The following is a 25,891-nucleotide window of genomic DNA, read 5'->3' on the forward strand; positions in this document are numbered from 1 at the left end:
TTTTTTCATCTGCTTTTTACAATCATATTCACTGCTGCTTGAATGGCATCATCGGCTTTTTCGCCGTTTTCATGGGCACTGCGAATACATGCTTCCAGGTTTTGCGCGACAATTAAGCCGATTGAACGGTCGACTGCGGAACGAATGGCGGAAAGCTGCGTGACAACTTCACGGCAGTCTTTGTCTTCCTCCACCATTTTCATAACTCCGCGCACTTGGCCTTCAATACGGCTCAGCCGATTTTTCACATCACGATTGTATGTTTTCATCGTCCATCTCCCCGTTCTGCTCTCCCTTTTTACTTTATAAGCCAGTTTTTTTGTATCCATAGTATAGCACAGCCCTTTCCAAAACGCTTGCCACAGGCATTTTCCTTTAGTGGAAACAACTACCTACAAATATTGCGGATAAAGAAAAGAGTTCAATCCATACTAGGATTACAATCAACAGCGGGTCTTATCCGGCAGTCCGGACGATTTATCGTAGCGGTGCAACTCCGTTAGTACCCGGCCAATTAAAAAATAGGGAGATGAACAGTTATGGCAAACAACAACAGTTCTAACCAATTACTTGCACCAGGAGCACAACAAGCTATCGACCAAATGAAGTACGAAATCGCTTCTGAATTTGGTGTACAGCTAGGTGCTGACGCTACATCACGCGCTAACGGTTCAGTTGGTGGCGAAATCACAAAACGTTTGGTGCGCATGGCTGAACAGCAACTAAACGGCTTCCAAAAGTAATAGGGTAATGACCCAGCAATCCGCCTCAAATATTGAGGCGGATTGTTTTTTATTTCTTTTTCGGCAGATTTACCATTTTCCCCGGGTCAATCCACTGCTCATATTGCTCCTCGGTTACATAACCGGATGCAAGAGCGGCTTCTTTTAAAGTGGTTCCCTTTTGGTGAGCGGATTTCGCAATACTTGCTGCTTTTTCATAACCGATGTGCGGGTTTAAAGCCGTTACAAGCATCAGCGACTGCTCCATTAAAGATTGGATACGTCCCATATTCGCTTCAATACCGACTGCACATCGTTCATCAAATGAGACAATACCGTCAGCTAAAAGACGAATCGACTGCAGCGTATTATACACAATAACTGGCTTAAACACATTTAATTCAAAGTTTCCCTGGCTCGCTGCAAATCCAACCGCAGCATCATTGCCAAATACCTGGACAGCAGCCATCGTCAGCGCTTCACTTTGGGTCGGGTTTACCTTTCCAGGCATGATCGAGCTTCCCGGCTCATTCGCCGGAATCGTCAGCTCTCCAATACCGCTTCTTGGCCCGCTGGCAAGCCATCTTACATCATTGGCAATTTTCATTGCATCTGCTGCCAGCGATTTTAATGCGCCGTGAAAAAAAACAATTTCATCGTGGCTTGTCAGTGCATGAAATTTATTAGGAGATGAAATAAACGGATAGCCCATTTGTTTTTCCAGCTGTTCGGCTGTTTTTTCACCAAATGATGGATGGGCATTAATACCGGTACCAACCGCTGTACCGCCAATTGCCAGGTAAAGCAGCTCCCGCTGGGCCAGTTTAATCATATCGATACTGCGGACGATCATGTGCCGCCAGCCGGATATTTCCTGCCCAAGGGATAAAGGTGTTGCATCCTGCAAATGGGTACGGCCGATTTTGATTATATCCATAAATGCTTTTTCTTTTTTCTTTAAGGTTTTTTTAAATTGCTTTAGGGCCGGTTTTAAACGCTTTTCGGTTTCATCATACAAAGCAATGTGCATGGCGGTCGGAAACGTGTCATTCGAACTCTGTGACATATTTACATCGTCATTTGGGTGAATAAACTCTTCTTTCCCTGAGATTTCAGAGGCGCGCCGTGCTACAACCTCATTTACGTTCATATTCGATTGCGTGCCGCTTCCGGTCTGCCAGACGACCAGCGGGAAATGCTCGGGACCAATATCACCGTTCAGAATATCGTCACAAGCTGCCGAAATCGCACTCATTTTTTCTTCGGGCAGCTTTCCAAGACTTTCGTTTACAATGGCAGCCGCCTTTTTTAAATGAGCAAAGGCGTAAATCATTTCTATTGGCATTTTTTCCGTGCCAATCGGAAAATTTTCTAAGCTCCGCTGTGTTTGTGCACCCCAGTATTTATCCGCCGGTACCTGAATTTCCCCAATCGTATCCCGTTCGATTCGAGTGTTCATTATGTATCCTCCTTTAATATAGTATCTCGTTACACTTTTCCCGCTTTTCCCTCCATCATTCCCAAAATCTTAAAAAAGTAGTTTATTTCCCTAAACCAATATACGAACGGATGCTTCTTATTCTTGAACATTTTGCTTCTCTGCGTTTAAGCTGTCACTCCTTAGGGAATCTTATGTATAACAAAATAAAGCGTGGGGTGAACGGAATGTTAAGAACAATTTTAATGATCATTGGGGCTATCGTTGTCATATCATGGATTGTATCTATGCTCTAATAAACCAAAAAAGACCTTTCTGGTAGAAAGGTCTTTTTTTATTTAGCTGTATTGTTTACCGTATACTTTTTCTTCAAACTGGCGAATGCGGTCTTCAGCTGTTAACGTAACCGAGATCTCATCCCAGCCATTCAACAACATTTTCTTCCAGTACGGATCAATGTCAAAGTGAGCTTTAAAGCCGCTGTCATCACTCACTGATTGCTCTTCAAGGTTAATATGAAGTTTAAAGCCCGGTGTGGAAGATTTTTGAAGCAGGGTTTCCACTTCCTCATCCGTCAACTTTACGGCAAGAATTCCGTTTTTAACACTATTGTTGTAGAAGATGTCCGCGTAGCTCGGTGCAATAATAACGCGGAAGCCATAATCAAGCAAAGCCCACGGAGCATGCTCACGTGAAGAGCCGCATCCAAAGTTTTCACCGGCCACTAGAATTTCGGAATCCGCAAATTGCGGGTCATTTAAAATAAAATCCTCTCGTTTGTTGCCATCATCATCAAAACGCCAGTTGTAAAAAACAAATTGGCCAAAACCTTGACGTTCGATGCGCTTTAAAAACTGTTTCGGAATAATTTGATCCGTATCGATATTTGCCCGGTTAATCGGGCACACTGTTCCTGTAAATTGATTGATCGGTTCCATAACGGCTCCTCCTTCTTATTGGTTTACGCCTGCTAGTTCACGTACATCTGTAAAACGGCCCGTAACCGCCGCAGCTGCCGCCATTGAGGGGCTGACAAGGTGCGTGCGGGCGCCGCTGCCTTGACGGCCTTCAAAATTACGGTTAGATGTAGAAGCACAGCGTTTGCCCGGAGGCACAATGTCATCATTCATAGCAAGGCACATTGAACAGCCTGACTCACGCCACTCAAATCCGGCATTGATAAAAATTTGATCCAGTCCTTCTGCTTCCGCCTGCTGTTTAACCGTTTGAGAACCAGGAACAACAATAGCTGTTACATGATCCTGTACTTTGCGTCCTTTTGCCACTTCTGCAGCAGCACGCAAATCGCTTAAACGAGAGTTTGTGCAGGAACCAATAAATACATAATCAACCGGAATTTCAGTTAATTTCGTACCCGATTCAAGTCCCATATACTCAAGCGCATGGCGTACAGATTCTTTGTCCGCTTCTCGTTCAAAGTTATCCGGTGACGGAACAACACCTGAAATACCGCTGCCCATTGATGGGTTCGTTCCCCATGTCATTTGCGGCTCAATTTCTGCAGTGTCGATTTCCAGCGTTTTGTCATATTCTGCACCTTCATCAGATGCAAGAGCAAGCCAAGTTTTCGCTGCTTCTTCAAACTCTTCACCCTGTGGTGCATAACGACGGCCGCGTAAATATTCAACAGTCGTCATATCTGGGCTGACAAGACCTGCACGTGCTCCAGCTTCGATGGACATGTTGCAGATTGTCATGCGCTCCTCCATAGAAAGAGAGCGAATAGCTTCACCTGTGAATTCCATTACATAGCCCGTCCCGGCATTTACACCAAACTTTGCAATAATCGCTAATATAATGTCTTTCGCTTGAACACCAAAACCAAGCTTGCCATTTACTTTAATTTGCAATGTTTTCGGCTTCTTTTGCCAAATCGTCTGGGTAGCAAGTACGTGTTCTACTTCACTTGTTCCGATACCGAAAGCAAGTGCACCAAACGCACCATGCGTTGATGTATGGCTGTCGCCGCAGACGATTGTTTTGCCCGGCTGTGTAAGACCAAGCTGCGGCCCGATAACGTGCACAATCCCTTGGTCTGGGTGATCAATATCGGCTAATTCAATGCCGAACTCACGGCAGTTTTGTTTTAATGTTTCCATCTGTGTTTTGGAAATTGGGTCATTAACAATGTGGCGATTGATTGTTGGAACGTTGTGATCCATAGTGGCGTATGTTAAATCGGGCCGTCTGACACGGCGTCCGTTCATACGTAATCCTTCAAATGCCTGTGGTGATGTCACTTCGTGGACAAGATGCAAATCGATGTAGAGCAGATCCGGCTTCCCTTCTTCTCTGCTTACAACGTGATTTTCCCAAATTTTTTCGATAACCGTTTTTTTCGTCATTGTACAGCCCCCCTCTTATGTGCATTTTGATAAAAAACGAGGACCCCGCCTTCTTCTGCAAATGTTACAGAAGAAGGTTGAATCCACGTGGCGTTTCCTTTACATGTATACAACTTCGCCGGCCGATGCTGTTGTTTCTTCAGCGATACGGCTTGTAACAAGCTCAATCATTTTATCTGTTCCTACCACTGTGCTGCCTTCCATTTGCAAGTCTGGTGTGCAGTATCCGTCATTTAAAATAGATTGCACAGCCCGCTCAATGGCTTCACCTTCAGCGCGCATATCCAGTGAATATTTCAGCATAAGAGCAGTGGACAGAATCATAGCCAACGGATTCGCTTTGTTCTGGCCGGCAATATCTGGTGCCGAACCGTGAACCGGCTCATACAGCCCAAGGCCGCTTTCCGATAAACTTGCCGATGGCAGCATGCCAAGTGAACCTGTAATCATGGACGCTTCATCGCTTAAGATATCGCCGAATAAGTTTTCTGTTACGATAACGTCAAACTGGCCCGGACTAGAAATCAGCTTCATAGCTGCCGCATCAACGTACATATGGTCAACTGTAACCTCTGGATAGTCTGCTGCTTTTTCATTGACAATTTCACGCCACATCCGGCTCGACTCCAGCACGTTGGCTTTATCAACGGATGTAAGCCGCCCATCACGTGCTTTTGCGAATTCGAATGCTTTAATAACGATGCGCTCGATTTCCGCCCGTGTATATTGAAGAGTATCCACTACGACTTCGTTGTTTTCACCGCGGCGTTCGCTCGGTTTCCCGAAGTACAGGCCGCCCGTCAATTCACGCACGATGAGCATATTGACCTTTCCGGCAATTTCAGGCTTTAGCGGAGAAGATTGCACAAGCGTTTGGAATGATGGAATCGGACGCAAGTTGGCAAATAAGCCAAGCTCCTTCCGAATAGCAAGCAGGCCGCGCTCCGGGCGTTGGGCCGACGGCAGGCTGTCCCATTTAGGACCTCCTACCGCACCGAGCAAAATCGCGTCACTTTCTTTGGCAAGTGCCAGCGTTGATTCTGGCAGCGGCGTCCCGTGCGAATCAATTGCAGCACCCCCAATATCAGCGTATTCTATCTCAAATTCGTGGCCAAAGCGTTTACCGACTGCTTCAAGAGCAGACGCGGCACCTGATGCGATTTCCCGGCCGATTCCATCGCCCGGCAAAATGGCAATTTTCTTCTTCACGTAAATCCCTCCGTTGCTTGAAATAACTTCTTTAAACTAGTTGAAAAACGATTAGTTTTTCACGCTTTCCGCTTTTTGGTTTTGCTTGATAAATGGCATTAGGGCACGAAGCTCTTTTCCGACTACTTCAAGCTGATGCTCGCTTTCACGACGAGTAATGGCTGTAAACTCAGGACGGTTCAATTGGTTTTCTTGCAGCCAGCCTTTAGCGAATTTACCTGTTTGAATATCTGTTAATACGTCTTTCATGCGTGCTTTTGTTTCAGCTGTGATAACGCGTGGTCCTGACACGTAGTCACCCCATTGAGCTGTATCAGAGATTGAGTAGCGCATACCAGCAAGACCGCCTTCATACATAAGGTCTACGATCAATTTCAATTCATGCAGGCACTCGAAGTAAGCAATTTCCGGCTGATATCCAGCTTCTACAAGCGTTTCAAAACCGGCTTTTACAAGCTCAGCTGTACCGCCGCAAAGAACGGCTTGCTCACCGAACAAATCTGTTTCTGTTTCTTCACGGAATGTTGTTTCCAAAATACCTGCACGGCCTGCCCCAACGCCTTTAGCGTAAGCAAGAGCAATGTCTTTTGCTTGGCCTGTGTAGTCTTGGTAGATCGCAAACAATGCCGGTACACCAGCACCTTGCTCATACGTACGGCGAACTAAGTGGCCAGGACCTTTTGGTGCAGCAAGGAATACGTCTACGTTTGCAGGCGGTGTGATTTGGTTAAAATGAACGTTGAAGCCGTGAGCGAATGCAAGCGCGTTGCCTTCTTCTAATACTGGCTCGATTTCTTCTTTGTATACTGCTGTTTGATATTCATCTGGAAGAAGGATCATAATGATATCCGCTGCAGCACTTGCTTCGCGAACTGTTTTTACATCAAAGCCGTCAGCTGTTGCTTGATCAAATGATTTCCCTGGGCGAAGACCTACTACAACATTTACGCCGCTTTCACGAAGGTTCAATGCGTGTGCATGCCCTTGTGAACCGTAACCGATGATAGCTACTGTTTTGTTTGCAAGTACCGCTTCGTTGATGTCACCATTGTAATAAACTTTTGTCATTTTTTTCATCCTCCAAGATTGTTTTTTGTTTTTTATTTTAATTTAAAATAGAAACCTGTTTTGAGTCTGACACAAACCGCTGGGAACCGCGTTTAATCGCTGTTTGTCCCGTACGTGCCACTTCTTTGATGCCGTAAGGGCGAAGAAGTTCAATCATTGCTTCGATTTTCTCGAAGTTTCCGACAACTTGAATGGTCACACTGTCTCGCGCAACATCAATAATGGTCGCCCGGAATGGTTCAATGATTACGTTGATTTCAGCACGCGTTTGCGGAGTGGTCATCACTTTTATAAGAGCAAGCTCGCGTGTAACAATTGCCTGTTCAGTAATGTCACTGACTTTTAACACGTCAATTTGCTTATGCAGTTGTTTGACAACTTGCTCTACCATGCGGTCGTCTTCCACTTGGACAACGAACGTCATTTTTGATACGCCTTCTGTTTCAGTCGCACCTACTGTAATGCTTTCGATATTAAATTGGCGGCGTGTAAACAGGCCGGCGATGCGGTTTAAAACACCGCTTTGGTTCAACACAGTTGCTGTTACAATTCTTCTCATTGCGGTTTCACCCCGATCATTTCATGAAGTCCTTTGCCTGGTGCGATCATCGGATAAACCATTTCTTTCGGTTTAATACGGCAATCGATCAATACAGGCTCGTTATCTGTCAGCGTTTCACGCATAACTTTTTCTGCTTCTTCCTCTGTTGTAACGACATAGCCGCGAATGCCATAAGCATCGGCCAGTTTAACAAAGTCCGGCTGAACCGGAATCAATGATTGAGAATACCGCTCTTCGTAAAATGTTTCCTGCCACTGGCGTACCATACCAAGCGCCTGGTTATTATAAATGACAATTTTAACCGGCAGCTTCAATTCTGCAACAAGTCCAAGCTCCTGCAAAGTCATTTGGAAGCCTGCGTCACCGGCTACCGCCACGACTGTTTTATCCGGCTTTGCAATTTGCGCGCCGATCGCAGATGGGAAACCAAAGCCCATTGTTCCAAGCCCACCTGATGTTACCCATTGGTCTGGTTTTTTGAATCCGTAGTATTGCGCTGTCCACATCTGGTGCTGGCCAACATCTGTTGTGACTACTGCGTCTCCATTCGTTACATTATGAATAATGCGCATTAATGATTGAGGAGAGATGCCTTCCCCGCCTTCTGTATTCCAAAGCGGATTGTCTTCCTTGTCTTTTTGAAGCTTTTGGCGCCATTCTTCTGCCTGCGGCACTTCTAGATCAAGGCTGAGAATTTTTTTCAAGGCTTCTCTTGCATCCGCTACGATTGGGATATGGGTTGGAACGTTTTTGCCAATCTCTGCCGGGTCGATATCAATATGCGCGACCGTTGCATTCGGAGCAAAATGAACCAGATTTCCAGTTAAGCGGTCATCGAAGCGAGCGCCGATGTTGATCAACAGGTCTGCTTCATAAAGAGCTGTGTTGGCCGCGTATGTTCCATGCATTCCGCCCATTCCAAGGAACAGTGGATGATCAGCTGGAAATCCGCCAAGGCCAAGCAGTGTGTTTACAACTGGAATTTGCATTTTTTCGACAAATTCGAGCAATTCTCCAGATGCTTTTGCAAAAAGAACACCTGCACCAGCTAAAATAACCGGCTTTTTCGCTTTTGCGAGCGCACCGCGAAGCTTTTTCACCTGGAGGCTGTTCGGTTTAAAGTTCGGCTGGTATCCCGGCAGATTCAGTTCATCTACAAATTCTGCATTCCCGATTGTCGTTGCAATGTCCTTTGGAATATCGATTAAAACAGGACCCGGACGGCCAGTTGTAGCAATGTGGAAAGCTTCATGGACGATTCTTGGAAGATCTTCCATTGAGCGAACCTGATAGTTGTGTTTTGTAATTGGCATTGTAATACCGATTACATCAGCTTCCTGGAATGCATCTGATCCGATGACGCCAGTGGCTACCTGTCCTGTAAAGATTACAAGCGGCAGAGAATCCATCATGGCATCCGCAATACCCGTTACAAGGTTTGTTGCTCCAGGACCAGATGTGGCCAATACAACACCTGGTTTGCCAGAAACACGGGCATATCCTTCTGCTGCATGGATAGCTGCCTGCTCATGCCGGGCAAGAATGTGACGGATCGGATTTTTATAAAGTGCATCATATAATGGAAGAACCGCACCGCCTGGATAACCAAACATCACTTCTACGTTTTCATTTTTCAATGTTTCGACAAATAGGTCGGCACCATTCATTGGCTCTGTTCTTTTAACTGGTTCATTTTCAAATTTCAATTCCGGTGCTTTTGCATTTTGACTCATTTTGATCTCCTCCAAATAATGGTTTTTTGTCCGTATTGGCAAGAGGGTTCTTCTTTACAAAGGTACAAATACCCGTTTTAAAGCAAAAAGAAAAGTCCTTTCACGCCTGCGACTGCCGAAACAGCAACGCAGGGGTGAAAAGACTTCTCCTTTTCACGGTACCACCCTGATTCACGAATTTTCTTACAAAAATCCGCCTTATGAACCGATAACCGGCTCGTTTTGGTAACGGGTAGCTCAGCACCCGGCTTTTCCTACTGGATGACGTTCAGAAAAGCACTCAGAGGGGATGTCGCGATTAGGATGCACTCCCGGCTCTCAGCTATAACCGGTTCTCTGTGAAATGCAGTTCCTAACACTTTTTCCTCGTCAACGATTTATATGCAATACATATGTTAAATTTTCATAACTCCGCCGGTATTAGCAGAAGTAACAAGCTTAGAATAACGAGCAAGCCAGCCTTTTTTAATTTTCGGCTCCGGCTGTACAAAATCTGCACGGCGTGCTGCCAGCTCTTCTTCTGACAAGTCAACGTTCAGTGTACGATTTGTCAGGTCAATTTTGATTCGGTCGCCATTATGGATAAAAGCAATTGGTCCGCCTTCAGCTGCTTCTGGTGAAACGTGTCCGATTGAAATACCACGTGATGCACCAGAGAAACGGCCGTCTGTCATAAGCGCGACTTTTGTCGAAAGTCCACGGCCAGCGATCGCTGATGTTGGAGTCAGCATCTCCGGCATACCCGGTCCGCCTTTTGGCCCTTCATACCGGATTACGACGACGTGGCCTTCTCTAACGGTTCCATTATTGATGTTCTCAATAGCTTCTTCCTGCGAGTCAAATACGATTGCTTCTCCATCAAATGTTTTAATAGATGGATCAACGGCTCCTACTTTAATAACTCCGCCAAGCGGGGCAATATTTCCGTATAGAATGGAAAGGCCGCCGACTGGGCTGTATGGATCTTCTTTCGTCCGAATTACGTTTGTATTCGTGATATGGGCATCTTTAACATTTTCATAAACGGTTTTGCCCGTGATCGTCAAGCGATCGCCGTCAATGCCATTTTCAAGCACGCACAGTTCACGGATAATCGCGCTGATGCCGCCTGCTTTATTAACATCATCCATTGTGTAGTCTGATGCTGGACTTATTTTTGCCAAATATGGAATTCTATTGGCTACTTCATTTATACGATTTAAATCATACTCAATTTCTGCTTCATTTGCAATGGCTAATGTGTGAAGAACTGTATTTGTTGAACCGCCCATCGCCATATCAAGAGCAAAAGCATCATCAATCGCCCGTTCTGTTACGATGTCACGCGGTTTTAAATCATTTTCAATTGCGTTCATCAAGTATCCGACTGCTTCTTTAATTAAACGGTGGCGTTCAGGACTAGTTGCCACAATCGTTGCGTTTCCAGGCGGTGTAAGCCCGAGCATTTCCATCAACGAGTTCATGGAGTTAGCGGTAAACATCCCTGAACAAGACCCGCAAGTCGGACAAGCATTCGACTCGATATCGAGCAGCTCTTCCGCTGACATTTTGCCGGAAAGGTGAGCTCCGACTCCTTCAAATACAGACGTCAGCGTTAATGGTTTCCCTGTGGAAGAAACGCCGCCTTCCATCGGTCCTCCTGACACAAACACAGCTGGTACGTTTGTCCGCACAGCGGCCATAAGCATACCTGGTGTAATTTTGTCACAGTTTGGAATGTAAAACACTCCGTCAAACCAATGCGCATTAATGACTGTTTCAGCTGAATCGGCAATCAGCTCGCGGCTTGGAAGAGAATAACGCATGCCAATATGGCCCATTGCGATACCGTCATCTACGCCGATTGTATTAAACTCGAACGGAACGCCGCCAGCTTCACGAATCTCTTTTTTTACGACTTCAGCAAATTTGTTTAAGTGAACGTGTCCTGGAATAATATCTATATAGGAATTACATACGCCGATAAATGGCTTATGTAAATCCGCCGTTTTTACACCAGCAGCATACAACAAGCTACGGTGCGGGGCACGTTCAACCCCTTTTTTAATCATATCACTGCGCATTGTATCTCCCCCATGATGACTTGCCTTTCAAATTGCTCAATAATCTGTAAAAATCATTTATTTAATCTGAAAATTAAGTTTATATTGTGGTCACAATAATACCGCTCTTTTCGACTTTGGTCAACACCTTTTCTGTCAAATTTTCTGACAAGACTAAATTATTTTTAAAGTTTCTTTTTTGTGAACGCTTCCCGCTATGTATATGTAAAAAGACTGGTGAATAATCATCCAGATTAGAACGGCAGAAAAATAAAATGATTTGTTAAAGTACCTTTTTGTTTTTTGCATGCTAGAAGCGCGACATGTTTTGGGCCCACGGGCTCGCTTTTGCATGGGACAGGTATTGATTCGTATCCGGCGTTATGCGGCTAAATCGGCTTGAACTGGCCTGCTAGTCCCATAGGCGGCTGCCCCTTTTCGACAATGGAAACGTTCATAAAAAAAGACTGACGACAAAGTCGTCAGTCTTAGGCGGGATGAATAAGCATCCGGCTTTCGTTTTTAAAACCATTCGTTCCATTTTTCTACGATTCCATCATACCAATGTTCCTCTTCAGGCTTTGCATTGTCATCAATGGCGTCTACATCAAACGAAGTTTCTCCGATGTAAGGAAGAATCTTAGACACAACTTCACCAAATAACGGTACAGCCCCATCCGAACTGTTGGTTGTCATGTAATTTGTTTTACTTACTTCTTCTACGCCAACCCAGACAGCCCCTACCAGGTTCGGTGTGTATCCGACAAACCATTGGTCTTCAGTGCCGTCAATGCCTTCGATCGGCACTTGTGTAGAACCGGTTTTCCCGGCAATATCTACCCCATCTACCTGGGCGCGTTTGCCGGATCCCCTCTCTACTACCCCGAGAAGCATGGCTGTCATTTCGTCGGTTACTTCTTTTGACGTTACTTTAACTTCCTTCGGCTCCCATTTTGGCTTGATTTCTCCTTCAGGGCCGATAATTTTTTGAATGAAAAATGTTTCTTTTCGAACACCGTCATTTGAAAACGCTGAATAGGCTTCAGCCATTTGAAGGGGGGACACACCAGGCGTAATATCACCAAGGGCTAACCCCAGCTTTGGATCTTTTGCCTCAAGGCCAAAACGCTCTAAGGAATTAACGCCTTTTGACAGGCCAATTTGGTCTAAGAGCCAGACGGCCGGCACGTTCGCTGACTTTTCAATCGCCCGGTACATTGGCATTTCTCCTTCATACGTATCACTGTAGTTAGACGGAGAATACGCACCTTCACCTTTTCCAAAAGACATTTTTTCATCCACCAGCATATCGGTTGGTTTATAACCTTCTTCAAGAGCAGGCGTATATACAGCCAGCGGCTTAATGGTGGAGCCTGGTGACTTTTTCATCTGAGTAGCAAAGCTGAAGCCGCGGAAAACGTGTTCGCCCCGCCGGCCGACAACCCCTAAAACGCCGCCGCTTTTTGGATCCATTAACACAGCCGCGCTTTGTGTATCTTCTCCGTTGACTGTTTGAGGGAAAACTGTACTGTTTTCATATACGTCTTCCAGCCCGGCCTGTACGTTTTGGTCCATCGCTGTATAAATATTGTAACCTTGCGACAGGAGATCGTCCTGCGTTAAACCGTAGCGTGAGATCGCTTCATTGATGACAGCATCGGCGTAATGAGCGTACTTTCCTTTCAGCGGATCACCGCTTGCATCCTTGAGCGTTACTTCTGTATTGGCAGCTTCGTCTGCTTCATTCTCGGTAAGATAACCGTATTTCACCATCTGATTTAACACAACCTGGCGGCGGTCAACTGCGTTATCCATGCTGTCGATCGGATTGTAACGTGATGGCGCCTTTACCATTCCGGCAAGCATAGACGACTCCGCAAGAGTCAGCTCGGAAACGTCTTTTCCAAAATATCTTTTAGCTGCGTTTTGCACTCCCCAAGCTCCATTTCCGAAATAGCTTGTATTCAAGTACATTTCTAAAATCTCTTCTTTTTTGTATACTTTTTCAATCTCAATAGCGAGAAACAATTCTTCTATTTTCCGCCGGTATGTTTTTTCCGGCGACAGAAGCGCGTTTTTCGTCAGCTGCTGCGTCAGCGTGCTGGCTCCCTGTACCCTTGAACCTGCCATAAGGTTGGTAAAGGCAGCACGGAAAATGCCTTTTACGTCAAACCCGCCATGTTCGTAAAAACGATTGTCTTCCACTGCCACAATCGCTTCCTGCAGATGCTCCGGCATTTTTTCGATCGATACACTGTTCGTTCGGGTTGCAGAGAGTTTACTTGCTTTGTCTCCGTCTCTATCATAAATAATGGTTGACTGTGAGAGTCCTTGCTTTAATGTTTCCACGTCGGCGGATTTCATAAAATAAAAACCTGCACCAAGGCCTGCCAAAACAACGATTGCAGCAAGCAAAATAGCAATTTGGGTCAGGTGAAACTTTCGCCAGAGAGTTTGGATCATTCTCATAACTACTTTCATTTTGTTTGGTTCCCTTCTTTGTGATACATGCGGCCTTTTCTCATTTTAAGCACATTTCGCTAAATTGCAACGAATATGATAAAACAGGCCCTGTTTTCTAGTACGAATGAGAGGCTCAAAAGTTACATGCCTTTTTTTGGTACATAAAGCAGCTACCTGGCTACCTCCATAAAAAAACAAGCAGTGCGCACGGCCCTGCTTGCTTATTTTGAGTCTATTTTCTTTTGCTCATCTGTATCGTCGTCGTCCATAACGTTTTTCATGCCGCGCTTAAATTCATGAAGTGTCTGGCCGGCGGCGCGTCCAAGCTGTGGCAATTTCTTCGGTCCAAATAACAACAAGGCGACAATCAAAATAATGGCAACTTCGCCAAATCCAAGGTTCATGTGTTTAGCCCCTTTTCTTTGTTGATATGCTTATTATAAAGGATAAACGGCCCTTTGAACGAAAAAAGAGAAACAGATTTGTGTCTATTTCCCTCTTTACTCGTTCCTATGCGCGGCCAACCGCTTGAAGGTTTCTGTTTTTTTCTGTTTCCCCAACGTACAGAGCGCATGCTGCATCACCTGTGATATTAACAGCCGTCCGTGTCATATCAAGCAGACGGTCAATTCCGATAATTAAACCAATTCCCTCAACCGGCAGTCCGACACTGCCAAGCACCATCGCCAGCATAATAAGCCCGACGCCGGGTACACCAGCTGTTCCAATGCTGGCCAAAACAGCTGTTAGGACGACAGTCGCCAGTTCTCCCATTGTAAGATCAATTCCATAAGCCTGGGCAATAAACATCGTTGCTACCCCTTGCATGATAGCGGTTCCATCCATATTAATGGTTGCGCCAAGCGGCTGTACAAATGAACTGATTGGCTCAGGCACTTTCAGATCTCTTTGGGCTACTTCCATGGAAACAGGCAGCGTCGCATTACTGCTTGATGTACTGAATGCGACTCCCATTGCCGGAGCAAACTTTTTAAAAAACCAAAGAGGATTTTTCTTCGCCAGGAAAGCAACGGTGCCCCCATATGTGATGGCGCTGTGGATAAACAATGCCGCTAATACAACAAGCATGTATGAACCCATTGCCAGAATGGCATTCCAGCCTTGTGTGCCAATTGCTGTAGCAATTAAAGCAAAGGTTCCATATGGCGCAAACCGCATAACAAGCCCTACCAAATACATCATAATTTCATTTCCCTGGTTCACTAAACTGAGGATGCCTTTTGTTTTTTCGCCAAGTGCAGTCAGGGCAAAGCCGATAAAAACGGCAAATACAATTAGTTGAAGCATATTTCCTTCTGCCATCGCATTGATAGGATTTTTCGGAATAATATTCATAAGCGTTTCACTGACAGGCGGTGCTTCTTCTGTTGAGAATTCAGCGCCTGCTGTATCAAACTCTCCGGCTGCGCCCGGCTGAATCACAGCAGCAAGGATCAAGCCGATGATAACCGCGATACACGTTGTAATTAAAAAATAGCCTATCGTCTTTGCACCAATACGACCCAGCTTTTGTGGATCGCCAAGACCGGCCGATCCAAGCACAATGGAAAAGAAAACAAGTGGCACAACAAGCATGTTAATCAGGCTCAGGAAAATCTGCCCGACCGGTACGAATAAATACGTATTCAGTACTTCAAATACATTTGGTGCAGTCAAGTTTAAAAGGAGACCGACAATCGCTCCGAGGACAAGCGCTGCCACAATCTTGGTGGTTAAATTCATTTTTTTCATTTACTCACCCCTTTTTGACTGTGCAAATCCTTGCTTTTTTTCTACTAAAAACACGTAAAATAACAGCGGTATTTTAAGAAGTAACATACCACTCCTTTTAAAGATCTAAACCCCTGTTTTTATTCTTTGATTCCTTAGCGTTTTTACTTCTTTTTTGGTTATTGCAAGTCTTTGGAACTATACCTTAATATTCACTTTGTGCAACAAATTTTACAGGAGCGCTTATCATTATGAAAATCGGGGTATAAAAGAATATAACCACCACGTCAAAGGGGTCAACCGGTATGAAAAATAAAACTATTTTATTTCTGTCACCGTTTAATCATTTGAGCATGATGGCAGAAGGATGGGCGGCAAGATTAAATGAGCCCTCCTGGAATGTAATCAGCGCTGCTTGCTCACGTGCAGACTATGACGCCCTTCCTGTTAAGGCGATGAAAGAAGTAAACATTGACATCGAGAGTAAAACACCGTATTCGCTGAAGCCTCAGCTCGTAAATGAGGCGGACATCGTGGTTGCTATTTATGATTTTCAACGTGATAGCCTCCCTGCTCTTTTGAATGAATCCGAGCAGAAAGTGTTACGATGGAATATATTCAATCCAATACATTGTGATCATTTAACTGATCGATGGGCCGCTTATCAGGAAGTGTGCGATGAGCTTGCTGTAAAGATACAGGAGCTTAAAAAACAACTTATTTAAACCTTTACGCCTTTGCGGTTGGGCCAGCGAGGGTATTTTTTTTTGAAACTAAATTTTTTAGCATCCGTATAACTCATTTAGAGAGGCAGGGATTATAATTATGGAAACAAAACAAACACTGATCGAACAGCTGCAGCAAATTGGGCAGTGGGAAAAGGATCAAAAAGGATTGTGGATTTGGGACCGTGCAGCCCGTCTTCCTTTTGCTATCCTTGATAAACTGACTCCTTCTTTTATTCAGCGAAAAATTGGCTCGCTGCTAGATGAACTCGGCTATTATATTCAAAGCGGCGGCAAGTATTTAACGAGGCAGGACAGCATCTTAAAAAAGCTGGAGCGTAACGCCGAAGTACCTGTTCACTCTATAGAAGACGTAAAAAAACTGCCGATTTCCGTTATGGACGAGACTGCTTTTTCGATTCAAAAATCGCATGCGGGCGCCGCTACCGTTCAAGGTGCTACAACAGGCATTGGAGGCATTTTTACGCTGGCGGTTGATATCCCTGCCACATTGGCGATCTCTCTAAAGATGCTTCAAGAAATCGCTGTGGCTTATGGATATGATCCTAATGAGCGGGAAGAACGGATTTTCATTATTAAATGCCTGCAATTTTCTTCCTCCGATATTGTTGGGAAACAATCTATTTTAAAAGAAATTGCGAACTATGCCGATCGGGGGAGCAGCAAAGAAATGATTTCGCAAATGCAGGGCTGGCGGGAAGTGGTGCTTTCCTACAGAGAGCAATACAGCTTAAAGAAAGTGTTTCGTCTTGTGCCCGTAGTGGGCATTGTTTTCGGAGCACTGTCAAACCGCTCGATGATTGAAGAATTGTCCGATACCGCCATCATGCTTTATAAAAAACGGCGTATTTTAGAGAAACTAGCAGAAACCGAATCAGACATCCGCCTTTAATGCGGATCGTCTGATTCGGTTTCTTTTGTAAGCTTCTCAATCACCTTTTTATTTCCGTATAAGTACAGCTTGTCACCTGCCTGAATCGTTTCCTCTGTTAAATTCTCGCGTACATTTACTTCTCCTCTTTTAATGAATAACAAATTGGCATCATGCCCATGCTCAAAGACATCCTCCACCTTTTTTCCATCAAGCTTCGTGCCTTCTTCTACCACTACATCTGTTACAATGTCATCTTCTTGAAGAAAAAGCGCTTCTTTCACTGGCAGTTCGGAAATATCTAGATTTTTTTTCATCTCATGTTTAAATCGGTGCTGAAGAAGCTTTTTAGTCACTGGTGTTTTACCGAGAATGTAAATGGCTAGCAGTACGGAACTAATAATCATCAATTCCTTTAAGCGCAGGTCATTAGCTAAAATATTGGTAATCGCTGAGATAATAACGGCCAATGAAAAAGCACCGAACAGAATGAGAAACATACTGATTCGGCGTCGTACGGGATGATCAATAATAAGCTGTGATTCATCTGTTGTAAATCCGGTGCCTGTCAGCATGGAAATCGCCTGATACCGGGCTACCTCTTTTTCAAGTCCTGTTAAGTGAAACGCGATTACAGATATTTCAATGACAAGCACCACAATGACCAAATAAAGTAAAATAAATACAAATCCCATATCTTGCTGCCTTCTTTCCGGAACGGCTTTTCTTTCAATGTTCCCGAAGGCATTAACCGGTAAACATGCCGCCATACTTCCTTTTTAACCCGTCCTTTCCGTAAGTAAAAATAGTCGTCCGTCCATCAATAACGGTTGTTAAATGAACGGGTTTTCCCCATAACGTATAGAGATTTGGAATGGTTTGCTCCAAATATCCAACGTCCAGTTCTTTTCCTTCATACGAATGTAAAATATGCAGGTCTTCTTTTCCGTCTGTGACGTAAAGAGATGGGAATCCTCCGTTTACCTTTGAGGAAACAAGCTGATCCTGCACCGATGCCCACTCCTTATCAGTGATCGTCCAGTGGGCTCCTTTTTTCTCAAACAAATACAGATCCTCCTGCTCAACAAATTCTTTCGTCAAGTAGTTGCGGAGAAAAGAAATATCGGATTCTCTGGCGCGGATATCAAACAAAATCTCGCGGTTTCCATATTGTTTTTCAATGTATTCATATAATTTAACCCCAAGATAATAAGGGTTGATGCCCATTTTAGACGGCTGTACAACATCCGCATTCAAACGCGCATATTCAATGGCCTCAGATTCTGTTAAGGACAGCTCTCTCATAATCTTCATATGCCAGTAAGAGGCCCAGCCTTCATTCATAATTTTTGTTTCCATCTGCGGCCAGAAGTAAAGCATCTCCTGCCGGATTAACATGACAATTTCACGCTGCCAGTCTGTTAAAACCGGACTGTTCGCAGCGATAAAAGCAAGAAGGTCTTTTTCAAAAAATGTTTCCTCTACTTGCTTGGGAGCCGATTCTTTTTCCCAAAGATCATCGTATTCGTAACGGTGAGTGAATGGCTCGTCGATTTGATGAGAGCCGATATGTGCCAGGGGATCTACATGCTCCTCAATGGATAAAACGGCGTCAAGAAAAGCTTCCACCTGCTCAATTCCATGTTCATCTGTTAACTGGCTGATCCGCTCTGCTGCAGAAGCCATTGATTTTTCCATTTGGTTATTTGTTTTTTCAAAGTGGACATTATTTTTAAAAAAGTCCGAGTGAGCTAAAACATGGGCAACAATAAGCTTGTTTTGAACGAGTGAGTTTGTATTGAGCAAAAAAGCCTGGCACGGATCTGTATTCATTACCAGCTCGTATATTTTGCTGAGCCCCATCTCATAGTGGAGCTTCATTTTGTAAAATCGCTTCCCAAACCGCCAATGCGAAAAACGGGCAGGCATTCCATAAGCACCAAAAGTGTAAATAATATCTGCCGGGCAAATTTCATAACGCATTGAATAGAAATCAAGCCCGAATCCTGCAGCAATATCTGTAATTTCTTCGATTGCATATTGAAGATCAGCATGCTTCATCCGAATCCCCCCTGAATCTATGTGTATGCGTACGCCCATTAAACATGAAAAAAGAGGCGGATTTCATCCGCCTCTTTTTTTATATGCTGCAGCCCAAAGAAGCCGCCAGCTCTTGATCATTATTTCAGCATTTCATTTACACGCGCCATGAAATCTTCTTGAACGAGTGCAAGCTTTTCCGTTACTTCCTCCAACGAATCGGCTTTTACCCCAAAGTAAAATTTCACTTTTGGTTCTGTTCCCGATGGACGAGCGCACACCCACGTTCCATCTTCAAGGAAATATTTTAATACATTTGAAGAAGGCAGCTCGATCAGCTGTTTTTCATTCGTAGCAATCGCCGTACGCTCCCCTGTCTGATAATCTTCTACGGCTTCGACCCGGATGCCTGCAATTGATTCAGGCGCCTGCGCGCGGAAAGAAGACAGCAGCCCCGCAATTTGCTCTGCCCCGTCTTTTCCTTTTAACGTCAAAGACTGAAGGCCTTCCTTGAAGTAGCCAACACGCTCATATAAATCTATCAATGCTTCATGCAGGGTTTTCCCCTGCTTTTTGAAGTACGCGCATGCTTCAACAGCCAGAAGCGCTGCCTGCACGGCGTCTTTATCACGGGCAAAATCTCCAATTAAGTATCCATAGCTTTCTTCATAACCAAACAAGAATGTAAATTCGCCTGATTCGTTATACTGCTCAATTTTTTCGCCGATAAATTTAAAGCCGGTTAACACGTCTTCGCATGAAACACCATATTGAGCTGCTGCTGCACGTCCCAGCTCAGACGTTACAATGGTTTTGAAAATACGGCCGTTTTCAGGCAGTGTGCCTTTTTCTTTTTTGCGGGCCAAAATATAATCCACCAGCACAGCGCCTGTTTCATTTCCTGTCAGCAAAACATATCCGCCGTTTCCGTCTTTTACAGCGACACCAAGACGGTCTGCATCCGGATCTGTCGCAATCAAAATATCCGCATCCACTTTTTGTCCATCACGGATAGCCAGCTCAAACGCTGCTTTTTCCTCAGGATTTGGAGATTTTACGGTTGAAAAATTGGCATCTGGCTGCTCCTGTTCAGCTACAACAGTCACATTTTGATATCCAAGCGCCTCAAGTGCCTGGCGTACAGGCTTATTACCAGTACCGTGAAGAGGAGAAAACACAATATTGACATCGGATTCTTGTGCTGCTTCCGGCCACTCTGAAATAGTCACAAGATTGTCCACATATGCCTGATCGATTTCTTTCCCGATCATTTGAATTAGTCCCTGTTCTTTTAACAGTTCCTCATCTTTTACCTCGATCTGGAGTTCATCACCTGCTGCGTTCACTTTATCGATGACACGATCAGCTGCTTCCGGAGCAAGCTGGGCACCATCCGGCCCGTACACTTTATAGCCGTTGTACTCAGGCGGGTTATGGCTTGCTGTAATCACGATACCAGCAAAAGCATTCAGCTCACGTACGGCAAAAGACAATTCCGGTGTTGGGCGAAGCTCGTCAAAAAGATATGTTTGAATACCTGCTGAAGCGAGTGTTTTCGCACTTTCAAGCGCAAACTCCGGTGATTTATGGCGAGAGTCATAGGCAATCGCTACACCGCGTTTTTTCGCTTCTTCTCCTTGCTCTGTTATGTAAGCTGCCAAACCTGCAGACGCTTTTCGAATCGTGTATACATTCATCCGGTTCGTGCCAGCGCCAATTTCGCCGCGCATGCCGCCCGTACCAAATTCAAGATTTTTATAAAAAGCATCTTCTAAACTTTTTTCATCTTCTTCGATTGAAAGAAGCAGCTCACTCATTTCTGCATCAAGTTCCGAATAGTTTTTCCATCTTGTATATTCTTCTTTCCAGGCCACAGGCATTCCCTCCAAAACTATGATTTCCTATATCATACCATTTGTTGTTCTTATTTCACAGAATTATTAACAGTAAACCTCATTCATTTTTAACCAAAAACAACCAGGATACAGGAGACGCTCAGAATGTTTTACTTTTCTTCTTTATTCAGACTATAATGCTAATGTTCAGCAATTATTTTGATGAAAGGCGGGGATCTCATGCAAAAAAAAGAAAACCTGCTTTTCACCGCATGGGCTGCTTCATTTACAGCCATGCTAGGCAGTCTTTATTTCTCAGAAATTGCCGGCTATGAACCTTGTGAGCTTTGCTGGTATCAGCGTATTTTGATGTACCCTCTCGTATTGATTCTTGGGATTGCGATCGCCAGAAGGGACACGAAAGCCGCTGTTTATTCGCTCGCGATGTCTGGTATTGGCGGTCTTATTTCCCTTTACCATTATGGCATTCAAAAAATCGATTTTTTAACGGATGCTGCTCCTGCCTGCGGCCGGGTGCCGTGCACAGGGATGTATATCAACTGGTTCGGTTTCGTTACCATCCCGTTTCTCGCGTTGACTGCATTTACGATTATTTTCGTGGCCAGCTTGATGATTTTAAAAAGAAAAGGGGCGTAAATCATTGAAGAAAGTGATTATTTTTGCGGTGGTTCTCGTTGCTGTTTTTGGCGCGATTGCCTTTGTAACGCAATATCAAAAAGAAGAAGCATCGAAAGGAAATCCATATGGCAAGGATGACCTTCATACTGAAACGGTCAAGCAGCTGAATGACCCAAACTACCAAAATATTATCCTGCCTGATGACCTTGAGAAAAAATTAGAGGACAGCGAAGATGCGGTTGTTTATTTTTACAGCCCGACCTGCCCACACTGCCAGGAAACCACGCCTGTTTTAATGCCCATTGCGGATGATGAAAATGTAGAAGTACTTCAGTATAATCTGCTTGAATTTGAACAAGGCTGGACAGACTATGGGATTGAATATACACCAACACTTGTTTATTTTGAAAACGGGGTAGAAAAAGACCGCCTTGTCGGCAGCCAGCCGGAAGCGGAATGGACTGCGTTTTTAAACCAGACAAAAGAAAATAACCAATAAAAAAAGCGGCCTTCCCTAAATGGGAAAGCCGTTTTTTATTTTGAAAAAGTCGTCCGCTTCTGTTCAATAAAAAAGGACAGCGGAAATGGAAAAGAAATCTGATAACTTTGTAATGTATGAATACTTTCCGTAAATAATGCTTCATATTGAGTAGAAAGAGATGAGGTTTCTAGGATGGAAATAATCGTATTGAGTGCTGTGATTACACATGAAGCATCGTGCAGCGATTCTACTTGTTCAAGTTGTTTATCATCCAGTGAAAAAAGTTTTTCTGCTTCGATCTTTTCAATAAGATCAGACTGAATGTAACGTGGAAATACCTGTTTCGACAAATAAGAGCACAATGTTTTAATTTTCTCTTCTTGTTCAATGGTTGAAGACATAAGTATGGACATGGTTTGCAGCCACCTTTAGTTGCAGTCTCCTACCAGAATACCATACAATTCTCAGAGAGAAAATAACTATTTATTAGAAAAGGATGAACTTCATGCATACAATTCGACAAAATCAGCACTGGGTAATGTATATAAATGCAGAGCTGGATGGTTCAACCATTGAAGCGATTCTTTCAGAAAAATGGCAGCTTCCGAAAAAAATGATTCATTTATGGCGAATGGACCGTTCTATTCTTTTGAATGGACAGCCTGGAAATTGGCGGCAGCCGCTTGAGCAGGGCAGCTCGGTAGCCTTTCCTTTTTTCAAACCCGGTTCATTCGGCGCTGAACCTGTGCCTCCCTCGCCTTCCATTTTATACGAGGATGATCATTTGGTGGTTGCGGATAAACCGGCCGGAATAAAGACCCATCCGAATGACCCCGGTGAACGCCATACGCTGCTCAACTGTGTAAGCTATCATATGTCAGTGAAAGGAGACTCTCTTCCTGTACGGCATGTCCACCGCCTCGATGAAGGAACAAGCGGAGCTGTTTTGTTTTCAAAACATGAAGCGGCTTATGCCGTGCTCTCCCGCCTGCTCGAGCAAAAAGAAATTTTTCGCACATACTATGCAGTAGTGGACGGGCCTGTGGCAAAAAAAAGCGGCACGATAAAAAAATCAATTGGAAAAGATCGCCATCATCCGACAAGACGGCGGATTTCTCCGAACGGCCAGGCAGCGGTTACTCATTTTGAACGGGTGGCCGTGCAGGATGGCCGCTCCTTGCTAAAGTGCCGGCTCGAAACAGGCCGCACTCACCAAATTCGTGTCCATTTGTCCTCGATCGGCCATCCGATTTCTGGAGATGCATTGTACGGCGGAAGCGGGATTTCTCCCCATCCACTGCTGCATGCGGCAAAATTAACAATTCCTCACCCATTTGTAAATGATTGCGTAACCGTATCGGCTCCTGTGCCGGATTCAATAAAAAAGCTTTTTTTAACGACATATTTCGAGTAAAATGGGAAAGTTGAGATTATTTTTAACTATTTCAGGAGGTTGTGAACGTGTTTAAACAGAAAAAAGATAAATTTTCAATGCTGCTTGAATCTATTGCGTTAAATTTAAAAGAAGGTGCAGACTATTTCGCTGAATATAAGCTGAAAAATGCTGGAGATTTGAAAATCTTTTCAGATGAAATGAAACGCTTCGAAACAAAAGGCGATGACCTTATGCATGAAGTGATTAAAGAATTGAACCACACTTTCATCACACCCATTGAACGTGAGGACATTCTGGCGCTGGCAATGAGCATGGATGATGTGATGGACGGGCTTGAAGCTACCGCCGCTATGTTTGAAATGTACTCTGTTATTAACGCGGACGAGTACATGCTGAAATTCGTCGATGCGCTTCGTTCTTGCGCAGAGGAAATTGTCTCAGCTGTTGAACTGCTTACTGTTAAAAAACTGCAGGTGATCCGCACCCATGCTATTAAAATCAAGGAATACGAAACGGTTTGTGACGGAATTCTTCGCCAATCGATCAAACATATTTTTACAATCGAGAAAGATCCGATCCGCTTGATTAAGATGAAAGAAATTTACGAAAATCTTGAAGAAGTTGCGGACTACTGCCAAGACGTCGCGAATACACTTGAAACCATTATTATGAAAAACGCATAAGGGGTCTTGACCGTTGGATACATTATTTCTTATTACTATTTTGATTGTTATTTTAGCACTTGGGTTTGATTTTATTAACGGATTCCATGATACAGCTAACTCGATTGCAACAGCTGTATCAACAAAAGCCCTTACGCCGCGGCGCGCTATTATACTGGCCGCTTTTATGAACTTTTTAGGCGCCATGACATTCACTGGCGTAGCAAAAACAATTACAAAAGATATTGTTGATCCATTTATGCTTGAAAACGGGCTCGTTGTCATTATGGCCGCGTTGATTGCCGCTATTTTTTGGAACCTGCTTACCTGGTACTACGGTATTCCGAGCAGCTCATCTCATGCCCTAATCGGCTCTATTGCTGGAGCGGCTATTGCAGCAGCCGGGTTCCAGGCGTTAAATTACGGCGGCTTTTTCAAAATTCTTCAAGCGCTTATTATCTCACCGCTGCTTGCTTTTGCGATCGGCTTTATTGTCTATAGTATTTTTAAAGTCGTGTTTAAAAACAATAATTTGGCGAAAACAAACCGGAATTTCCGGCTGTTTCAAATTGCGACCGCTGCTCTGCAGGCTTATACACACGGGACGAATGATGCACAGAAAGCAATGGGGATTATTACAATGGCATTAATTGCCGGCAACTACCAGCAGTCAACAGACATTCAAACATGGGTACAGGTTTCCTGTGCGCTGGCAATGGGGCTTGGCACGTCAGTCGGCGGATGGAAAATTATTAAAACCGTTGGCGGAAAGATTATGAAAATCCGTCCAGTCAACGGTGTAGCGGCCGACCTCTCATCTGCAATGATCATTTTTGGCGCCACAATGATTCATTTGCCGGTCAGCACAACCCATGTGATCTCTTCTTCTATTCTTGGTGTTGGTACTGCCCACCGTGTCAAAGGAGTTAAATGGGATACTGCTCAGCGCATGCTGATCACCTGGGTCATCACACTGCCGATAACTGCTACTATCGCAGCCATCAGCTACTATATACTGAATATCTTTCTCTAAGCTGAACCAATTTTTGGTTCAGCTTTTTTATACAAAATCCGATTTCTTGACGAATGAACATATATTGATTAAAGTGAAAAGCGAATATCACTTACGAAAAGTAATAGACGAACCATTTTTTCGCTTTTATGGCGAAAAATGACGATATAGGGGGATTTTTGTTTATGTCAGATTTTTTTGAAGTAGCCCTTGGCCGCCGTTCGGTAAAAGTATACGATCCGAATGCACGTATATCAGAGGAAGAGTTAACAGAATTGCTTCAAGTAGCAGGACGGGCACCATCTGCGTGGAATCTACAGCAATGGCACTTCCTTGTTTTTCACGGAAAAGACGTGCAGAAAAAATTATTGCCAATCGCCTACAATCAGCAGCAAATTGTGGATGCCTCTGCTGTTATTTGCATTATGGGTGATTTGCAAGGCAATTTAAACGTCGATCCGGTTTTTGATCCACAGGTTGAAAGCGGCGAAATGACACCTGAGCTAAAAGAAATTTTAGCCGGCCAAATTAACGGAGCTTACAACCGCGCTGAGTACCCGCGCGACGGGGCCATTTTAAATTCATCGCTGGCTGCGATGCAGCTTATGCTGGCTGCACGGGCAAAAGGATATGACACATGCCCAATTGGCGGCTTCAATGCTTCCGGGCTGGCAGAGGCGTTTAACGTGCCTGCACGTTACCTGCCAACGATGCTGATTACAGTCGGTAAAGCCCTTCAGGAAGGCCGTCCTACTGACCGTCTTCCGATCAACCAGCTGATTACCTACGCAGAATAATTCAAAAGCCGCTTCTCGTAGAGAGCGGCTTTTGAATTGCCTCTTGCACCTCCTGCAGAAAACGTCTAGTATTAACAA

The 25,891-nt window shown here is 44.4% G+C and carries 25 protein-coding genes; 9 read left to right on the forward strand and 16 right to left on the reverse strand.

What is annotated here, in order from left to right; all coding sequences use genetic code 11:
* Positions 1-5 precede the first annotated feature (5 nt).
* Positions 6-269: a metal-sensitive transcriptional regulator gene (locus tag RRU94_RS21610; RefSeq protein WP_242232419.1), complete on the reverse strand. Its 264-nt coding sequence runs from the start codon at positions 267-269 to the stop codon at positions 6-8.
* Between the two features lie 270 nt (positions 270-539).
* On the opposite strand from RRU94_RS21610, the gene RRU94_RS21615 reads away from it, so the two are divergent.
* Complete coding sequence (locus tag RRU94_RS21615; RefSeq protein ID WP_242232420.1) at positions 540-743, forward strand: alpha/beta-type small acid-soluble spore protein; 204 nt, start codon at positions 540-542, stop codon at positions 741-743.
* Positions 744-792: 49 nt separating this feature from the next.
* On the opposite strand, the gene fumC is transcribed toward RRU94_RS21615, so the two are convergent.
* From fumC to RRU94_RS21670, 11 genes are all read right to left on the reverse strand, one after another.
* On the reverse strand, positions 793-2,181 hold the full coding sequence (gene fumC, locus RRU94_RS21620) for a class II fumarate hydratase (RefSeq protein ID WP_315692935.1): 1,389 nt from the start codon (positions 2,179-2,181) through the stop codon (positions 793-795).
* Positions 2,182-2,498: 317 nt separating this feature from the next.
* A complete protein-coding gene (gene leuD / locus RRU94_RS21625) occupies positions 2,499-3,098 on the reverse strand; it encodes a 3-isopropylmalate dehydratase small subunit (protein WP_315692936.1) in 600 nt (199 codons plus the stop codon).
* A gap of 15 nt (positions 3,099-3,113) precedes the next feature.
* Positions 3,114-4,526: a 3-isopropylmalate dehydratase large subunit gene (leuC, locus tag RRU94_RS21630; RefSeq protein ID WP_315692937.1), complete on the reverse strand. Its 1,413-nt coding sequence runs from the start codon at positions 4,524-4,526 to the stop codon at positions 3,114-3,116.
* A 99-nt stretch (positions 4,527-4,625) separates the two neighbouring features.
* Positions 4,626-5,735 carry a 3-isopropylmalate dehydrogenase gene (gene leuB, locus RRU94_RS21635; RefSeq protein ID WP_315692938.1) on the reverse strand — a complete coding sequence of 370 codons (1,110 nt, stop codon included), beginning with the start codon at positions 5,733-5,735 and terminating at the stop codon, positions 4,626-4,628.
* A 51-nt stretch (positions 5,736-5,786) separates the two neighbouring features.
* Entirely contained in the window at positions 5,787-6,803 is a 1,017-nt protein-coding gene (ilvC, locus tag RRU94_RS21640; RefSeq protein ID WP_251270588.1) for a ketol-acid reductoisomerase, read from the reverse strand.
* A 37-nt stretch (positions 6,804-6,840) separates the two neighbouring features.
* Positions 6,841-7,362: an acetolactate synthase small subunit gene (ilvN, locus tag RRU94_RS21645; protein WP_242232426.1), complete on the reverse strand. Its 522-nt coding sequence runs from the start codon at positions 7,360-7,362 to the stop codon at positions 6,841-6,843.
* Positions 7,359-9,098 (reverse strand): acetolactate synthase large subunit, encoded by a 1,740-nt coding sequence (gene ilvB, locus RRU94_RS21650; protein WP_315692939.1) that lies wholly within the window; start codon positions 9,096-9,098, stop codon positions 7,359-7,361. Before ilvB ends, ilvN begins: the two co-directional genes overlap by 4 nt.
* A gap of 395 nt (positions 9,099-9,493) precedes the next feature.
* Complete coding sequence (gene ilvD / locus RRU94_RS21655) at positions 9,494-11,161, reverse strand: dihydroxy-acid dehydratase (RefSeq protein WP_315692940.1); 1,668 nt, start codon at positions 11,159-11,161, stop codon at positions 9,494-9,496.
* A gap of 501 nt (positions 11,162-11,662) precedes the next feature.
* Positions 11,663-13,621, reverse strand: coding sequence for a transglycosylase domain-containing protein (locus RRU94_RS21660; RefSeq protein WP_315692942.1), 1,959 nt, complete (start codon positions 13,619-13,621; stop codon positions 11,663-11,665).
* 203 nt (positions 13,622-13,824) lie between these two features.
* On the reverse strand, positions 13,825-14,007 hold the full coding sequence (locus tag RRU94_RS21665; RefSeq protein ID WP_251270590.1) for a twin-arginine translocase TatA/TatE family subunit: 183 nt from the start codon (positions 14,005-14,007) through the stop codon (positions 13,825-13,827).
* Positions 14,008-14,113: 106 nt separating this feature from the next.
* Positions 14,114-15,346 carry a dicarboxylate/amino acid:cation symporter gene (locus RRU94_RS21670; protein WP_315696088.1) on the reverse strand — a complete coding sequence of 411 codons (1,233 nt, stop codon included), beginning with the start codon at positions 15,344-15,346 and terminating at the stop codon, positions 14,114-14,116.
* Positions 15,347-15,639: 293 nt separating this feature from the next.
* Here RRU94_RS21670 and RRU94_RS21675 point away from each other — a divergent pair, with 293 nt between their 5' ends.
* Positions 15,640-16,059: an arsenate reductase/protein-tyrosine-phosphatase family protein gene (locus RRU94_RS21675; protein ID WP_315692944.1), complete on the forward strand. Its 420-nt coding sequence runs from the start codon at positions 15,640-15,642 to the stop codon at positions 16,057-16,059.
* A 94-nt stretch (positions 16,060-16,153) separates the two neighbouring features.
* On the forward strand, positions 16,154-16,972 hold the full coding sequence (locus tag RRU94_RS21680) for an EcsC family protein (protein ID WP_315696090.1): 819 nt from the start codon (positions 16,154-16,156) through the stop codon (positions 16,970-16,972).
* Here the strand turns inward: RRU94_RS21680 and RRU94_RS21685 are convergent.
* The 3 genes from RRU94_RS21685 to RRU94_RS21695 form a co-directional block, all read right to left on the reverse strand.
* On the reverse strand, positions 16,969-17,646 hold the full coding sequence (locus tag RRU94_RS21685; RefSeq protein WP_315692945.1) for a TrkA C-terminal domain-containing protein: 678 nt from the start codon (positions 17,644-17,646) through the stop codon (positions 16,969-16,971). The two genes, RRU94_RS21680 and RRU94_RS21685, sit on opposite strands and share 4 nt — an antisense overlap.
* A gap of 52 nt (positions 17,647-17,698) precedes the next feature.
* Entirely contained in the window at positions 17,699-19,012 is a 1,314-nt protein-coding gene (locus tag RRU94_RS21690; protein WP_315692946.1) for a SpoVR family protein, read from the reverse strand.
* 119 nt (positions 19,013-19,131) lie between these two features.
* Positions 19,132-20,865 carry a phospho-sugar mutase gene (locus RRU94_RS21695; protein ID WP_315692947.1) on the reverse strand — a complete coding sequence of 578 codons (1,734 nt, stop codon included), beginning with the start codon at positions 20,863-20,865 and terminating at the stop codon, positions 19,132-19,134.
* 201 nt (positions 20,866-21,066) lie between these two features.
* On the opposite strand from RRU94_RS21695, the gene RRU94_RS21700 reads away from it, so the two are divergent.
* Together RRU94_RS21700 and RRU94_RS21705 are read left to right on the forward strand one after the other, a co-directional pair.
* Positions 21,067-21,483, forward strand: coding sequence for a disulfide formation protein C (locus RRU94_RS21700; protein ID WP_315692948.1), 417 nt, complete (start codon positions 21,067-21,069; stop codon positions 21,481-21,483).
* Between the two features lie 4 nt (positions 21,484-21,487).
* Positions 21,488-21,964 carry a thioredoxin family protein gene (locus tag RRU94_RS21705; protein ID WP_315692950.1) on the forward strand — a complete coding sequence of 159 codons (477 nt, stop codon included), beginning with the start codon at positions 21,488-21,490 and terminating at the stop codon, positions 21,962-21,964.
* A 35-nt stretch (positions 21,965-21,999) separates the two neighbouring features.
* On the opposite strand, the gene RRU94_RS21710 is transcribed toward RRU94_RS21705, so the two are convergent.
* The gene (locus RRU94_RS21710; RefSeq protein WP_251270596.1) at positions 22,000-22,359 is read right to left on the reverse strand and encodes a DUF5365 family protein; all 360 of its coding nucleotides are present in this window, start codon (positions 22,357-22,359) and stop codon (positions 22,000-22,002) included.
* 92 nt (positions 22,360-22,451) lie between these two features.
* Here RRU94_RS21710 and RRU94_RS21715 point away from each other — a divergent pair, with 92 nt between their 5' ends.
* The 4 genes from RRU94_RS21715 (at position 22,452) to RRU94_RS21730 (ending at position 25,813) form a co-directional block, all read left to right on the forward strand.
* Complete coding sequence (locus RRU94_RS21715; RefSeq protein WP_315692951.1) at positions 22,452-23,360, forward strand: RluA family pseudouridine synthase; 909 nt, start codon at positions 22,452-22,454, stop codon at positions 23,358-23,360.
* A gap of 77 nt (positions 23,361-23,437) precedes the next feature.
* Positions 23,438-24,025, forward strand: coding sequence for a DUF47 domain-containing protein (locus RRU94_RS21720; protein WP_242232470.1), 588 nt, complete (start codon positions 23,438-23,440; stop codon positions 24,023-24,025).
* A gap of 13 nt (positions 24,026-24,038) precedes the next feature.
* Positions 24,039-25,037: an inorganic phosphate transporter gene (locus tag RRU94_RS21725; RefSeq protein ID WP_242232439.1), complete on the forward strand. Its 999-nt coding sequence runs from the start codon at positions 24,039-24,041 to the stop codon at positions 25,035-25,037.
* A 164-nt stretch (positions 25,038-25,201) separates the two neighbouring features.
* Positions 25,202-25,813 (forward strand): nitroreductase family protein, encoded by a 612-nt coding sequence (locus RRU94_RS21730; protein ID WP_315692952.1) that lies wholly within the window; start codon positions 25,202-25,204, stop codon positions 25,811-25,813.
* The last annotated feature ends 78 nt before the right edge of the window (positions 25,814-25,891 follow it).

It is taken from the genome of Domibacillus sp. DTU_2020_1001157_1_SI_ALB_TIR_016 (genome assembly GCF_032341995.1).
Taxonomy (GTDB): domain Bacteria; phylum Bacillota; class Bacilli; order Bacillales; family Domibacillaceae; genus Domibacillus; species Domibacillus indicus_A.